We start from the raw sequence: 13394 nt of genomic DNA on the forward strand, positions 1-13394 counted from the left end.
AAAGAGATCAAAAAGACTTAAGAAAACCAAAAAAACTATATCTTTATAAAAACCAAACTAATTATGAAAAACCAATTTCTAAAAAAAATAGCATATATAGGATTTAAAAAAAACATTTTTCTACTTGTTTTTGTTTTCACATTAATAAGCTGTAACAAAACAATTAACTGTAAAATTGAAACCACAGAAGGAACTATTCTAGTCGAATTATATCCTGAAAAAGCACCAAACACAGTTGCTAATTTTTTAAAATATGTTGATGCTGGTTTATACACAAATGGTTCTTTCTTTAGGGTGACAACTCCAGAAAACGAAGCAACAAGAGACATAAAAATAGAAGTGATTCAAGGTGGTAAAGGAGAAGGAAAAGGTTTTGATCCTATTGAAATAGAAACCACAGAAAAAACTGGAATATTACACGAAAACGGAACACTTTCTATGGCAAGAAGTGGTCCAAATACAGCAACCAATAATTTCTTTATTTGTATCAATCCTCAACCTTCGTTAGATTTTGGAGGCAAGAGAAATCCAGATGGATTTGGTTTTGCTGCTTTCGGAAAAGTAACCAAAGGAATGGATATTGTTAAAAAAATACAAGCTGGAGAAAATAAAAATCAACGTTTATTAGAACCGGTAATTATCAAGTCGATTAAAAGAGTAAAATAGGATGCTTAAATTTTTTAAAAAAACACGAAGAAAATCAGTTTTAGAAAATAATAAACTAAAATTTGTTAGATATGCATTTATAGAAATTATTTTGGTTGTAATTGGTATTTTAATTGCTGTACAAATAAACAATTGGAACGAAAACAATAAAAATCGTAAAATTGAAATCGATTTATTAGAAGGTTTGCTTGAAGATACTAAAACAGATTCAATATTTTTTAATTCTAGGGTTTTTCATTTAACAAGTTATATTAACAATGTAAATAATTTAAATGCTATTTTTAATGGAACCAAAAACGATTCTATCCTAAATATCCCGTTTAACAATTATCGAATTTTTGACATTGGTATGGCATATCAATCAACAGTAATCTTAAATAATATTGATAAAATAGAAGAATTTACAGATAATTCTGTCAAAGATTTGTTGCGTAAATACATATTACAACACAATTATGTGTCCATTGCTTTTGGTCAAAAAAATAGTTATTTTGATAAATACGCAGGAGATTTATTATTAAAATATTCTGATGTTTCTTTTGGATTAACTAATAATACACCTTTAAAAAAGTATTATACAATTGTAGAATATCCAAAGAATATTAAAGTGGTTAATTTTTTAAAAGCAACGGTTATAAATAGTCGGATTCAAACAAACAACCTGTTAAAAATAAATTACGAGCTACTACAAACTGTAAAAGAAGCATTAAAAAATGACTAAATTTTTAAGAAATTAATGGACGGATTTAACGTTATAATGGTTATTGCAATTATCTTATTTGCAAGATTAGCGGTAAGATTATATTCTGGTTACAAAAAATATAAAAACGACGATAATGATGATTAAGTTCTATCGGAAAAACTACTCTCCAGCGTAAGTTACAAAGTTTCTTGGAGTTTCGTAAAGCGTCACAGAAATCTCTAAAGACGATTTTATTTTGGCACGCAACTTATTATAAATAACTACCGATATATTCTCAACAGTCGGATTTAAGTTTTTGAATTCTTCCACTTCAACATTTAAGTTTTTATGATCAAAAGATTCTTCTATTTCGCTTTTTATCAATTCTCTCAACACAGATAAGTCCATCACAAAGCCAGTAACAGGATCAATTTCTCCGGTAACAGAAACTGTTAAATCGTAATTATGTCCGTGATAATTAGGATTGCTACATTTACCAAAAACTTCGGCATTTTTTTCGTCAGACCAAGCCGGATTGAACAATCTGTGTGCTGCATTAAAATGTGCTTTTCTATGTGCTGTAATTCTAGGCATTCTTTTTTATCAGTTATCAGTTATCAGTTATCAGTTATCAGTTATCAGTTATCAGTTATCAGTTATCAGTTATCAGTTATCAGTTATCAGTTATCAGTTATCAAAATTAAAAATTTCACAGTTTTTACAATCTTAAAACGCACCTTTTTTAACCTTTGTTTCGTTGCTACTTTGTAACTAATCTTGAATAGTATTCGTTAAAAATAATTTTAAACCATTCTGTATATGTTTCAGGATAATTCTCCATATCAACTTTCACATCTTCTAACGTCATCCATTTAAAACTTTCTACTTCTTCTGGATTTATAATTGGGTTTTCATTATAATATCCAATCATTACATGATCTAATTCGTGCTCTGTTAATCCATTTGCAAAAGGCGCTTTGTAAATAAACGAAAACACTTCTTCTAACTCGCAGGTAAAACCCATTTCTTCTTGCAATCTACGTTTACCCGCATCTAAAGAAGTTTCTCCGTTTCGTTGATGCGAACAACACGTATTTGTCCATAACAACGGAGAATGATATTTATCTGCCGCTCTTTGTTGTAGTAATAATTCGCCTTTATCGTTAAATGTAAAAACCGAAAATGCTCTGTGTAATAGTGCTTTTTCATGCGCTTCCATTTTGGGCATTAATCCAATTTGGTTATCGTTTTTATCTACTAAAATTACTTGCTCTTCTGCCATAAAACAAATGTAGTAAAATCAATTATCTTTGCAATTAATAAACACTTCATTTTAACAATGAGAATATCAAAATTATTTATCGCTTTAGGACTAATTACTACATTTTCTAATTGTGATGAAACGGAAAAAGCGAAACCAATTACCCCTCAGATTAAGCAAGAAAAAAAACTTATTAAAAAAACAGAAAAAAGCTGGGACAGTTTAAATAAATATAATGTGGAAGCTTTTTTTACAGCATACGAAAAGCAAAATAAAGAAACCATCGTACTTATTAAAACTGATTTTGGCAATATAAAACTACGTTTATATAATGACACTCCGATTCATAGAGCTAACTTTATTTTCTTAACTAAAATCAAATATTTTGATTTGACTGTTTTTTATAGAGTTGCAAAGAATTTTGTCATTCAAGGTGGAAATTCTGATGAATATGCAGCAATGAAACGTCGTTATAAATATGGAAATTATTTAATGAAACCAGAGTTTAGACCAAATAGAAAACACAAATATGGTGCACTTGCAGCTGCTAGAGAATGGGAGAAAAATCCTGACAAGCTATCAAGTCCGTTTGAATTTTACATCGTTCAAAGTAGAAAAGGAGCACATCATTTAAACAATGAACACACTGTTTTTGGTGAAGTAATTTCTGGTTGGGAAACTATGGATAAAATATCAAAAGTAAAAACAGATGTTAAAGAATGGCCTCTAGTTGATGTAAATATGAAAGTTGAAATTGTTGAATAGTAATTAGTGATTAGTAAAAAATAAACTTTTAACCTTTATGCCTTTGAGCCTTTGTGTCTTTGTGTCTCTGAAACTTTCTAACTATTAATTAATTCCATCTAAATCAAACTTCACCGTTTTTAGTTGGTTCTTTTTATCAACAGAAATCGTCCAAACTAAATATGCAGTATTATTACTAATTTCTAATTGTGGAACTCCAGTGCTTCTTCCAGAACTAATATCAGAAATTGTAATTGCTTTTGAAACTTTTCCGTTTTTTGATACTTTTTTACAACGTAGATATGTAGTGTTTTCATCAGATTCCATGTAACTTACCAACACTTCGTTAGCATTGATAAATGCAATATCTACTCTACCAATTGCAGAAACATCATTTAGAATAATTGGTTTCTTAAATGTATTATTTTCAAAAAAAGAAACTTTTACTTGCGGATTTTCATTTGCTGCTGTAAACCAAGCAACTGCAGTATTTTTTTTGTTTGAAACTACTTTTGGGCCATTAACCGGACAACCGTTTATTTCCCAATTATCATTAAATACAGCTTTTGGCCTAGACCAAACTGAATCTTTTTTTTGAGAAAAATAAATATCTCTAATTTCGGTTTCACTTCGATCCCTGTACACAATCATTGGACCATCTTGAGTCATTGCAATAGATGTTTGACAACAATCGCAAGTTCTGCCGTCTAATTCAATTTCATTAAAAATTGTTCCTGTTTTAGAGACTTCTGCAGTTCTAATTGTCATTGCTTTATGATGACTTTCTTTCATTTCTTTTACTGTATTTCTTCCATCGAGCCAAGTAATTAAAAAACCATCATTTTTATTCGGAATTACACTTACAAAACCATGTTCTGCTTTCATTCCGTCTGTATTTAACAAAAAGTTTTCTTTGATGATTTCTCCGTTTAATTTTCGAAGATTTAAAACAATATCGTACGTGTATGTTCCTTTTGCAGATTTTTGTAAATGACTTGTTAATAAAACATTTCCGTTAGTAGCATTTGCAGGGAAATCTGCCCAATTTACAAACCAATCATTACCTGAAGTAATTTTTGTTGGTGCGCTCCACGTTTCGTTTTCTAATTGTGTATAAAATAGTGTTGCTTCTTTTCCTCTAATTGAATTGATCCAAGACAAAGATAATTTACCATTTTGAGCAACTAAATTTGGTTCAGCATTATTAATTCCAAAATTAAACGGAATTTCAATAATTTCTATTTCTTTTTTTGCGCAAGAACCAAACAGGAAAATAATAATTAAAGTATATAGTAGATTTTTCATTTTATAATTCTTTTAATTGGGTAATCATTTCTTTACTGCTCCATTTTGTTGCGCCAATAATTTCTTTTACTTTCTTTCCCTTTTCGTTAAAAATAAAAGTAGTTGGCATGGCGTAAATTCCGATATTAGAGAGTGATTCTGGCGACCTTAAAAAGGTGAAATTGTATTTAAATTTATCTTTAAACTCTTGTATTTGTTCTTTAGATTCATCAGAAACTAATAAAAAAACATAGTTTTCTTTTGATAAAATTTCTTGTGCTTCTAATAAATCTGGCATTTCGTAAATACACGGCGCGCACCAAGTTGCCCAATAATTAACTAACACTTTCTTCCCTTTTAAGGCAGAAATATCAAAGGTTTTTTCGTTTAAATCGACAAGGTTTTCTAGATTATTTAACATATTAGAAACCTTAGAACTTTGAGAATCTTTACAGCCTAAAACAACTATGAAAGTGATGATAAAGAGTATTTTTTTCATGCCACCAATTTAAAGACAAAAAATCGATTTATAAACTCTTTTTATAGTTAAAACAAGTTTCTATTTTATAAGCATCACGTTTAAAAAATTATAGAATAAAACGTACATTTGCACCTCAAATTTTGTAGATGAGTTTTTTAAAAGAAATACAACGTAGAAGAACATTTGGTATTATTTCGCATCCAGATGCTGGTAAAACTACACTAACAGAAAAGTTATTACTTTTTGGTGGCGCAATAAAAGAAGCTGGTGCTGTAAAAAATAATAAAATCAAAAAAGGAGCAACTTCCGATTTTATGGAAATTGAGCGTCAACGTGGAATTTCTGTTGCTACTTCTGTATTGGCTTTTATCTACAAAGACAAAAAAATAAACATCTTAGACACGCCTGGTCACAAAGATTTTGCTGAAGATACTTTTAGAACTTTAACTGCTGTAGATAGTGTTATTGTTGTAATTGATGTTGCAAAAGGAGTTGAACCACAAACAGAAAAATTAGTTGAAGTTTGTAGAATGCGTAACATACCAATGTTGGTTTTTATCAATAAATTGGATAGAGAAGGAAAAGATGCTTTTGATTTATTAGACGAAGTTGAACAAAAATTAGGATTGCGAGTTACTCCAATGAGTTTTCCAATCGGAATGGGTTACGACTTTAAAGGAATTTATAATATTTGGGAAAAGAAATTAAATCTTTTTTCTGGTGATAATAAAACTACAATTTCAAAAGGAATTGAATTTAACGATTTATCAAATCCAGAATTAGACACAATTATTGGAGAAAAAGCTGCCGAAACTTTACGTGAAGAAATAGAATTGATTGATGAAGTATATCCAAGCTTTAATCAACAAGAATATTTAGAAGGAAAATTACAACCGGTATTTTTTGGTTCGGCTTTAAATAATTTTGGAGTAAAAGAATTATTAGACGCATTTATACAAATTGCACCTACTCCACAACCTAAAAAAGCAGAAGAACGTTTAGTAGATTCTAAAGAAAAACAATTAACTGGTTTTGTTTTTAAAATCCATGCTAATATGGATCCAAAACACCGAGATCGTTTAGCATTTATAAAAATTGTATCTGGAGTTTTCAAAAGAAATGCTCCATATTTACATGTAAGAAGCGGTAAAAAAATGAAGTTTTCTAGCCCAAACGCCTTTTTTGCTGAGAAGAAAGAAATTGTAGAAGAGTCTTTTCCTGGTGATATTGTTGGGTTGCACGATACAGGAAATTTTAAAATTGGTGACACTTTAACTGAAGGAGAAATCTTAAACTTTAAAGGAATTCCGAGTTTTTCTCCAGAACATTTCCGTTATGTAAATAATGCAGATCCAATGAAAGCAAAACAATTGTTCAAAGGGTTAGATCAATTAATGGACGAAGGAGTTGCGCAATTATTTACCTTAGAAATGAACGGTAGAAAAGTTGTTGGAACTGTTGGTGCTTTACAATATGAAGTAATTCAATATAGATTAGAACACGAATACGGTGCAAAATGTACGTATGAAAACTTGCAAGTACACAAAGCTTGTTGGGTTGAACCAGAAGACCCTAAAAATGCAGAATTCAAAGATTTTAAACGTGTAAAACAACGTTATTTAGCAAAGGACAAACAAGGTCAGTTGGTGTTTTTAGCAGATTCTGCATTTACCATTCAAATGACACAGAGTAAATATCCTACAGTAAAATTACATTTTGTAAGTGAATTTAAAGATTAATCATATGAAAAAGATACTCGTTTTAACAATCACCTTTATAAGTTTTAATTGCTTTGCACAAAGCAGTGATTTTTTAGATTTACAAGGTAAAGAAATGCACAATAGCATTCGTTTAAACTATATTTTAATGCAACAACCTGTTAACCAAGTTAGTTATGATTTAGAACCAACTATGGGACTTGTAGGTATAAATTACAACATGCCTATTACAGATTGGTTGTATACAGGTGCTGGTTTTCATGGAGCAATTACTGGAGATCAAGGAGGATTATTTACTTTAGGTGTAAATTTAGGTGTAAACTTTCCTATTTATAAGAATCTTTATTTTGACGCCAATGTTCATTTTGGTGGTGGTGGCGGTTATAGAAGCTTGGTAAAAGGCGGTGGAATTATATACCCAAATGCTGGATTTCAATATAAAACGAATGCGTTTTCATTTGGAGTTCAATATGGATATGTTAATTTTTTCACAGGAATTCAAAAAGATGATAATGTGTCCTTTTTTATTGAAATTCCAACCACATTAAGGACAAGTTCTTATGCAAATGCTCAAAAAACATTTATTGTAAAACACGCTTCTGAAGATGTTTTTTGGAAAAAACCAGCTGTAAAATCTGTACAACAAATAACATTTGATTATTTTTTCCCTTTTGGAGATTCTAGAACAGATGCAAGTACAACACCTAGATATCATAAAATTGATAATGTTTTGTCAATTATGGGTTTTGAATACCAACGATATTTAACCGATAACACTTTTATTTATGCACATGTAGATGCAATGTATAGCGGATTAACCGCTGGATTTATGGATGTTTTTTTTGGAGCAGGAAAAAATATTGAACTTACTAATAGAATTAATTTATTTGGGAAATTTGGAATTGGTGCAGCTGGTGGAAGAATTTATCCAGAAGGAGGTTTAACTATTTATCCAAAAATTGGAGCTGATGTTAAAATAACAGATAAATTTGGATTAAGTGCTCATGGCGGATATCACAAATCTATTGGAGGTGTAGCAAGTTTTGAAGCTTACACTGCTGGTTTTGGCTTAAAGTATTATGGTTTAAGTGGTGGAACGAAAGATCCATTTACCGGAGAAAAAGTAACCAAAATTAAAACACAAGGAATTAATATAGGAGTACAAAACCAAACATATTATGATGTTGCTAAATTTGGGATTCCAAATAGTGATTTACAACTAATTGCTTTGAAAGTGAAATACGATATCAACCAAAGAATTTATTTTGCAGGAGAAGCATCATTTGCATACTTAGGTAAATCTGGTGGTTATGCACACGGAATCTTTGGGTTAGGAGTTAAAAGTAATAAGTTTATCAACAATCGCTTTTCTTTATTTGCAGAAATGGCAGCAGGAGTTGCTGGTGGAGGAAGAGTAGATTCTGGTGAAGGAGTATTGTTAAGACCAACAGCCGGAATTAATTATCACATCAATCAAGATTTTTCTTTTAATATTGCTGGCGGACAAATGTGGTCGCCTTTTGGAAATGTAAATTCATCAAATATTAATATTGGATTAACTTATAGTTTATCTCTTTTAAACGCAAAAAAATAATTTACTCTGAACATAATTCAGAAACAACAAGAATAAAAATTAAATATTTTAAAAATGAATAACGGAATCTACGCTAAATTCAACACAAATAGAGGCGAAATTTTAGTAAACTTAGAATTTGAAAAAACTCCTGGAACAGTTGGTAACTTTGTTGCTTTAGCAGAAGGAAATTTAGAAAATGAAGTAAAGCCACAAGGAACACCATATTACGACGGATTAACTTTTCACAGAGTAATCTCTGATTTTATGATTCAAGGTGGTTGTCCACAAGGAACAGGAACTGGAAATCCGGGTTATAAATTTGATGATGAATTTCATCCAGAATTAAGACACGATGCTCCAGGTAAATTAGCAATGGCAAATTCTGGACCAGCAACAAACGGTAGTCAATTCTATATAACACATGTTCCTACTCCATGGTTAGATAACAAACATACTGTTTTTGGAAACGTTGTTGAAGGGCAAGATATTGTTGACATTATTTCTCAAGGAGATGAATTAACATCATTAGAAATTATTAGAGTTGGTGATGCTGCTGAAAAATTTAATGCAATAGAAGCATTTAGAACTTTTGAAGGATCTAGAGCAAAAAGAGAAGCTGAAGAATTAGCAAAACAAAAAGAATTATTAGATTCTGTTGCTGCTGGTTATAACGAAACTGCTAGTGGTTTACGTTATCAAATTTTACAAGAAGGAAAAGGAAAACAAGCAACAAAAGGTGCTATGGTTTCTGTACATTACAAAGGTCAGTTATTAGACGGAACTGTTTTCGATTCATCATACAAAAGAAAACAACCAATCGATTTTGCTATTGGCGTTGGTCAAGTAATTGCTGGTTGGGACGAAGGAATTCAATTATTAAATGTAGGCTCTAAAGCACGTTTGGTAATTCCTTCTCATTTAGCTTATGGTGCAGCTGGTGCTGGCGGAGTTATTCCTCCAAACGCAACACTTATCTTTGATGTTGAATTAATGGACGTAAAATAATTTTTACAACCTACATTTTAAAAGCGTTGCAATTGCAACGCTTTTTTTATGATAATCAATAATTTTATTTTCCTTTTAATCTATTCTCTTCATCTTCTACCCAAGTAATTAATACTCTGTTTTCCTCTAAAGTAAGTGCCATATCTGGATTTCTTTTTATTGTTCTTTCTGGTGGCATTTCTCCATCTTCTAAAACCAAAGACAAATCTTTTAAGAAACTTTCTTGTTCTTTTTGATTCATTTTAGGAACCTTTGCCCATTGTAATTTTTTTCTTGCTTTTTCATTTCTTGCATCTGGTTTATGACAATTCATACACTTTGCATCAATAATTGCTTTTACATCTTTTGGAAATGTAATTCCTGATTGATTTTGCTCCAATACATTTTCAGAAATTGTCAAAAGCGTTTCTGTTTCATTACTTTTTACAGTAAAAGAAATAATACCTAAAGTAAAAACAAGCAGTAATAGTTTGATAAATGTTCTCATAAAATTATTTTTTAGATTTTTAAATATATAAAATTCTTAATAAAAAAAATAAAGTAAATTTGCACCCCAAAGAATAATTGAAATTTTCAAATATAATTTATGATTAAAAAAGCAATTCTAACTCCATTTCAAAAATTTATTAAAGCAGAAAGTTTAGCAGGAATGTTACTGTTTGGTGCAACAATTATTGCTCTAATCTGGGCAAACTCACCCTACGGAGCATCTTATGAAAGTTTATGGCAAAATGAAATTGGAATTTCGTTTGAAAATTATGAATTAAAAAAACCTTTAATCTTATGGATTAATGACGGATTAATGTCGATTTTCTTTTTCTTAATTGGATTAGAATTAAAAAGAGAATTATTAATTGGAGAAATAAACAGTATAAAAAAAGCAGCTTTTCCTTTTATTGCAGCTTTAGGAGGTGTTTTAGTACCAGTTGGACTTTACTTATTTTTAAATGAAAATCCAGAAACAGTAAAAGGTTGGGGAATTCCGATGGCAACAGATATTGCTTTTGCCTTGGCAATTTTAAGTACATTAGGAAAAAGAGTACCTTTAAGTTTAAAAATATTTTTGACCGCTTTTGCAATTATTGATGATATTGCAGCAGTTCTTGTTATTGCCGCTTTTTATAGTTTAAACATCAACTGGCTTTTTATTTTATATGGTGTAATTCTTATCGCTTTGTTAAGTGTTTTGTATCACAAACGAAAATACTCCCTAGAAATCGGATTGATTTTCGCAATAACTATCTGGTTTTTATTTCTTAAATCTGGAATACATCCTACAATTGCTGGTGTACTTTTAGCATTTACAATTCCAATTAAAAGAAAACTAAATACAAAATCATTTTCAACCAATCTAAATTCAATTTCTAATAAAGTTGTTGAGGTTTCAGATAATGAAGACAAACATTTATTATCAAAAGACGAAATTGAATATATAGAGGATATAGATGATTTAACCTCCGAAGTTCGCTCACCATTACAACATTTAGAAAACAAATTACATAGTTGGATTGCTTATTTAATATTACCAATTTTTGCATTTGCAAATGCAGGCGTTGTAATAAGTACAGATTATGACTTTGACTATACATTAATGACAACTATTACAATTAGTTTATTTGCTGGGAAATTTTTTGGTGTTGCATTGTTTTCATATTTAGGTATTAAATTTAAATTAACAGTGCTTCCTTCTGGAGTAAATTTTAAACAAATTTTAGGGATTTCTGCAATTGCCGGAGTTGGTTTTACAATGTCTATTTTTATAGGAAACTTAGCCTTTGGTGGAGATTTGATTAGTATTAATTCTGCAAAAGTTGGAATTATTATTGGTTCTCTTATTTCTGGAGCTTTAGGTTATTTAATCCTCAGATTTAACAAAAGTAAAGAAGTAGAAAATACTGATAATTAAAAATTTATAGTACATTGTTATAGTATTTTATACTTAAAAACTGCGTGTAATCAAAAATGAGTGTTGTAAAAACTTATCAAAATGTAAATTCTGAGAAAGGAAACGTGAGTTTTGAAATATCTAAAATGGAAGATATTTATACAAAACGAAACGGAAAAGTTGACGAGCCACACAGACATAATTATTATACAGTTTTAATTTTTAATAAAGCAACTGGGCAACATAAAATAGATTTTAACACCTACCAATTATCAAACAAACAAATGTATTTTGTTGCTCCAGGACAAGTACATCAAGTAATTGAAACAGAAAAATCATTTGGGTTTGTAATGACTTTTTCGAATCAATTTTTGGTAGAAAACTCCATTCCATTATCATTTATTGATAGTTTAAACCTTTTTCATAATTATGGGCAAAGTCCGCCATTAACACCAAGCAACGATCAATTTAATGTAATTGAACAATATTCTAATCAGATTTTTAAATTATTTAATAGTGATGCAAAAATGAAGCATTTATCGATTGGCTCTTTTTTAAAGCTTTTATTGATAGAATGTAATAATATTTGTTCAATAAACCCAATAGAATCTGATGTAGATACTTCTGGCGACAATCTAATTAGATCTTTTAAAAATACAGTAGACAACCATTACAAAAAAGAACATTCTACTACTTTTTATGCCAATGAACTTTATATTACTCCAGATCATTTAAACAGAATATTTAAAGCAAGAATTGGTAAAACGGCAAAAGATTATATTCAAGCAAGAATAATAACCGAAGCCAAAAGATTGCTCTATTTTACTGACTTATCAAATAAAGAAATTGGATATGAATTAGGTTTTAACGAGCCTGCAAACTTTAGTGCTTTTTTTAAAAAACACACCCAATTATCGCCTTCTAACTTCAGAAAAAACGAAAATAAATCTTAATATCGGATTTTCATACGTTTACTCCCCTTTTTCATATTCCACAGTGTACTAAACTGTTACATCTTTGTACTATACTAATAATGCAATAAAATTTATATACAATGAACACAGTAATTCATAAATCAGAAACAAGAGGAAAAGCAAATCACGGTTGGTTAAACTCGCATCATACATTTAGTTTTGCAAATTACCACAACCCAGAAAGAATGAATTTTGGTGTATTGCGTGTTTTAAATGATGATATTGTTAAAGCCGGAATGGGATTTGGAACACATCCGCATCAAAATATGGAAATTATCTCTATTCCGTTAGAAGGAGATTTAGAACATAAAGACAGCATGGGTAATGTGGCAATTATTAAAGAAGGTGATGTGCAAGTTTTAAGTGCAGGAACTGGAATTACACATTCAGAATACAATAAAAACAAAGACAAAGAAGTAAAGTTTCTTCAAATTTGGGTATTTCCAAAAGAGAAAAATCTAAATCCACGTTACGATCAAATTTCTATTAGAGAAATTGCAAAAGACAATGCGTTTTATCAAGTGCTTTCTCCTAATAAAGAGGATCAAGGAGTTTGGATAAATCAAGATGCATGGTTTCACATTGGAAAGTTTGAAAAAGGAAATTCTGGTGAATATAAATTGAAAAAAGAAGGAAATGGCGTTTATGCTTTTATACTTGAAGGAGAAGTAGAAATCAACAATGAAAAACTTTCTAAAAGAGATGGAATAGGAATTTGGGATACAGATAGCTTTAATGTAAAAGCAACAGAAAATGCGCGCGTGCTTTTAATGGAAGTTCCTATGGAATTGTAATTAACAGAATATTATCAATCTTAAAACAACTAAAAATGGAAATAACAATTAAAGAAAGAGACAATAAAGGTTTTGCTATTGCCCATGAAGGTGATAAAAAAGCAGGAATGATGACATATTCTATAGCTGGTGAAAACCATATTATTATAGATCATACAGAAGTTGAACCTGAGTTTAAAGGCAAAAATGTAGGAAAACAATTACTCTACAAAATTGTAGAAATGGCAAGAGAAAAGAATATAAAAATAACGCCTTTATGTCCTTTTGCAAACGCTATGTTTAAAAAGCTAATAGATATTAAAGACGTATTAAAATAATCATAAA

General features: G+C 29.9%; 15 protein-coding genes. 10 read left to right on the plus strand and 5 right to left on the minus strand.

The genetic code is table 11. The features are described 5' to 3' along the window. Window positions 1-63 precede the first annotated feature (63 nt). Window positions 64-666: a peptidylprolyl isomerase gene (locus ABDX67_RS08525; RefSeq protein ID WP_347174591.1), complete on the plus strand. Its 603-nt coding sequence runs from the start codon at window positions 64-66 to the stop codon at window positions 664-666. A gap of 1 nt (window position 667) precedes the next feature. Continuing rightward, window positions 668-1387 carry a DUF6090 family protein gene (locus tag ABDX67_RS08530; protein WP_347174592.1) on the plus strand — a complete coding sequence of 240 codons (720 nt, stop codon included), beginning with the start codon at window positions 668-670 and terminating at the stop codon, window positions 1385-1387. Between the two features lie 141 nt (window positions 1388-1528). On the opposite strand, the gene ABDX67_RS08535 is transcribed toward ABDX67_RS08530, so the two are convergent. Both ABDX67_RS08535 and idi read right to left on the minus strand, forming a co-directional pair. Beyond that, a complete protein-coding gene (locus tag ABDX67_RS08535) occupies window positions 1529-1942 on the minus strand; it encodes a 6-pyruvoyl trahydropterin synthase family protein (RefSeq protein ID WP_347174593.1) in 414 nt (137 codons plus the stop codon). 166 nt (window positions 1943-2108) lie between these two features. After that, on the minus strand, window positions 2109-2630 hold the full coding sequence (gene idi / locus ABDX67_RS08540; RefSeq protein WP_347174594.1) for an isopentenyl-diphosphate Delta-isomerase: 522 nt from the start codon (window positions 2628-2630) through the stop codon (window positions 2109-2111). 57 nt (window positions 2631-2687) lie between these two features. Here idi and ABDX67_RS08545 point away from each other — a divergent pair, with 57 nt between their 5' ends. Then, complete coding sequence (locus ABDX67_RS08545; protein ID WP_347174595.1) at window positions 2688-3374, plus strand: peptidylprolyl isomerase; 687 nt, start codon at window positions 2688-2690, stop codon at window positions 3372-3374. An 84-nt stretch (window positions 3375-3458) separates the two neighbouring features. On the opposite strand, the gene ABDX67_RS08550 is transcribed toward ABDX67_RS08545, so the two are convergent. Continuing rightward, window positions 3459-4658, minus strand: coding sequence for a sialidase (locus ABDX67_RS08550; RefSeq protein WP_347174596.1), 1200 nt, complete (start codon window positions 4656-4658; stop codon window positions 3459-3461). A 1-nt stretch (window position 4659) separates the two neighbouring features. Further along, entirely contained in the window at window positions 4660-5136 is a 477-nt protein-coding gene (locus ABDX67_RS08555) for a TlpA family protein disulfide reductase (RefSeq protein WP_347174597.1), read from the minus strand. Window positions 5137-5264: 128 nt separating this feature from the next. Here ABDX67_RS08555 and ABDX67_RS08560 point away from each other — a divergent pair, with 128 nt between their 5' ends. Genes ABDX67_RS08560 through ABDX67_RS08570 form a run of 3 tightly spaced genes read left to right on the plus strand, consistent with a single transcriptional unit; the run spans window position 5265 to window position 9417 of the window. Continuing rightward, window positions 5265-6857 (plus strand): peptide chain release factor 3, encoded by a 1593-nt coding sequence (locus ABDX67_RS08560; RefSeq protein WP_347174598.1) that lies wholly within the window; start codon window positions 5265-5267, stop codon window positions 6855-6857. Window positions 6858-6861: 4 nt separating this feature from the next. Beyond that, on the plus strand, window positions 6862-8430 hold the full coding sequence (locus ABDX67_RS08565) for a hypothetical protein (RefSeq protein WP_347174599.1): 1569 nt from the start codon (window positions 6862-6864) through the stop codon (window positions 8428-8430). Window positions 8431-8484: 54 nt separating this feature from the next. Beyond that, window positions 8485-9417 (plus strand): peptidylprolyl isomerase, encoded by a 933-nt coding sequence (locus tag ABDX67_RS08570; RefSeq protein ID WP_347174600.1) that lies wholly within the window; start codon window positions 8485-8487, stop codon window positions 9415-9417. Between the two features lie 64 nt (window positions 9418-9481). Here ABDX67_RS08570 and ABDX67_RS08575 read toward each other — a convergent pair whose 3' ends face one another. After that, the gene (locus ABDX67_RS08575; protein WP_347174601.1) at window positions 9482-9904 is read right to left on the minus strand and encodes a hypothetical protein; all 423 of its coding nucleotides are present in this window, start codon (window positions 9902-9904) and stop codon (window positions 9482-9484) included. A gap of 99 nt (window positions 9905-10003) precedes the next feature. Here ABDX67_RS08575 and nhaA point away from each other — a divergent pair, with 99 nt between their 5' ends. The 4 genes from nhaA to ABDX67_RS08595 all read left to right on the plus strand — a co-directional run bounded on the left by nhaA (window position 10004) and on the right by ABDX67_RS08595 (window position 13387). After that, complete coding sequence (nhaA, locus tag ABDX67_RS08580; protein ID WP_347174602.1) at window positions 10004-11323, plus strand: Na+/H+ antiporter NhaA; 1320 nt, start codon at window positions 10004-10006, stop codon at window positions 11321-11323. 56 nt (window positions 11324-11379) lie between these two features. Then, the gene (locus ABDX67_RS08585) at window positions 11380-12255 is read left to right on the plus strand and encodes an AraC family transcriptional regulator (protein ID WP_347174603.1); all 876 of its coding nucleotides are present in this window, start codon (window positions 11380-11382) and stop codon (window positions 12253-12255) included. A 101-nt stretch (window positions 12256-12356) separates the two neighbouring features. Next, window positions 12357-13070 carry a pirin family protein gene (locus ABDX67_RS08590; RefSeq protein ID WP_347174604.1) on the plus strand — a complete coding sequence of 238 codons (714 nt, stop codon included), beginning with the start codon at window positions 12357-12359 and terminating at the stop codon, window positions 13068-13070. Between the two features lie 35 nt (window positions 13071-13105). Further along, complete coding sequence (locus tag ABDX67_RS08595) at window positions 13106-13387, plus strand: GNAT family N-acetyltransferase (protein ID WP_430438126.1); 282 nt, start codon at window positions 13106-13108, stop codon at window positions 13385-13387. The last annotated feature ends 7 nt before the right edge of the window (window positions 13388-13394 follow it).

This window comes from Polaribacter uvawellassae, from assembly GCF_039748955.1.
Taxonomy (GTDB): Bacteria; Bacteroidota; Bacteroidia; order Flavobacteriales; family Flavobacteriaceae; genus Polaribacter; species Polaribacter uvawellassae.

Bases quoted from the DNA above. Each gene is read 5' to 3' on its own strand.
- ABDX67_RS08525 (WP_347174591.1), top strand. From the start codon at position 64: ATGAAAAACCAATTTCTAAAAAAAATAGCATATATAGGATTTAAAAAA.
- ABDX67_RS08530 (WP_347174592.1), top strand. From the start codon at position 668: ATGCTTAAATTTTTTAAAAAAACACGAAGAAAATCAGTTTTAGAAAAT.
- ABDX67_RS08535 (WP_347174593.1), bottom strand. From the start codon at position 1,942: ATGCCTAGAATTACAGCACATAGAAAAGCACATTTTAATGCAGCACAC.
- idi (WP_347174594.1), bottom strand. From the start codon at position 2,630: ATGGCAGAAGAGCAAGTAATTTTAGTAGATAAAAACGATAACCAAATT.
- ABDX67_RS08545 (WP_347174595.1), top strand. From the start codon at position 2,688: ATGAGAATATCAAAATTATTTATCGCTTTAGGACTAATTACTACATTT.
- ABDX67_RS08550 (WP_347174596.1), bottom strand. From the start codon at position 4,658: ATGAAAAATCTACTATATACTTTAATTATTATTTTCCTGTTTGGTTCT.
- ABDX67_RS08555 (WP_347174597.1), bottom strand. From the start codon at position 5,136: ATGAAAAAAATACTCTTTATCATCACTTTCATAGTTGTTTTAGGCTGT.
- ABDX67_RS08560 (WP_347174598.1), top strand. From the start codon at position 5,265: ATGAGTTTTTTAAAAGAAATACAACGTAGAAGAACATTTGGTATTATT.
- ABDX67_RS08565 (WP_347174599.1), top strand. From the start codon at position 6,862: ATGAAAAAGATACTCGTTTTAACAATCACCTTTATAAGTTTTAATTGC.
- ABDX67_RS08570 (WP_347174600.1), top strand. From the start codon at position 8,485: ATGAATAACGGAATCTACGCTAAATTCAACACAAATAGAGGCGAAATT.
- ABDX67_RS08575 (WP_347174601.1), bottom strand. From the start codon at position 9,904: ATGAGAACATTTATCAAACTATTACTGCTTGTTTTTACTTTAGGTATT.
- nhaA (WP_347174602.1), top strand. From the start codon at position 10,004: ATGATTAAAAAAGCAATTCTAACTCCATTTCAAAAATTTATTAAAGCA.
- ABDX67_RS08585 (WP_347174603.1), top strand. From the start codon at position 11,380: ATGAGTGTTGTAAAAACTTATCAAAATGTAAATTCTGAGAAAGGAAAC.
- ABDX67_RS08590 (WP_347174604.1), top strand. From the start codon at position 12,357: ATGAACACAGTAATTCATAAATCAGAAACAAGAGGAAAAGCAAATCAC.
- ABDX67_RS08595 (WP_430438126.1), top strand. From the start codon at position 13,106: ATGGAAATAACAATTAAAGAAAGAGACAATAAAGGTTTTGCTATTGCC.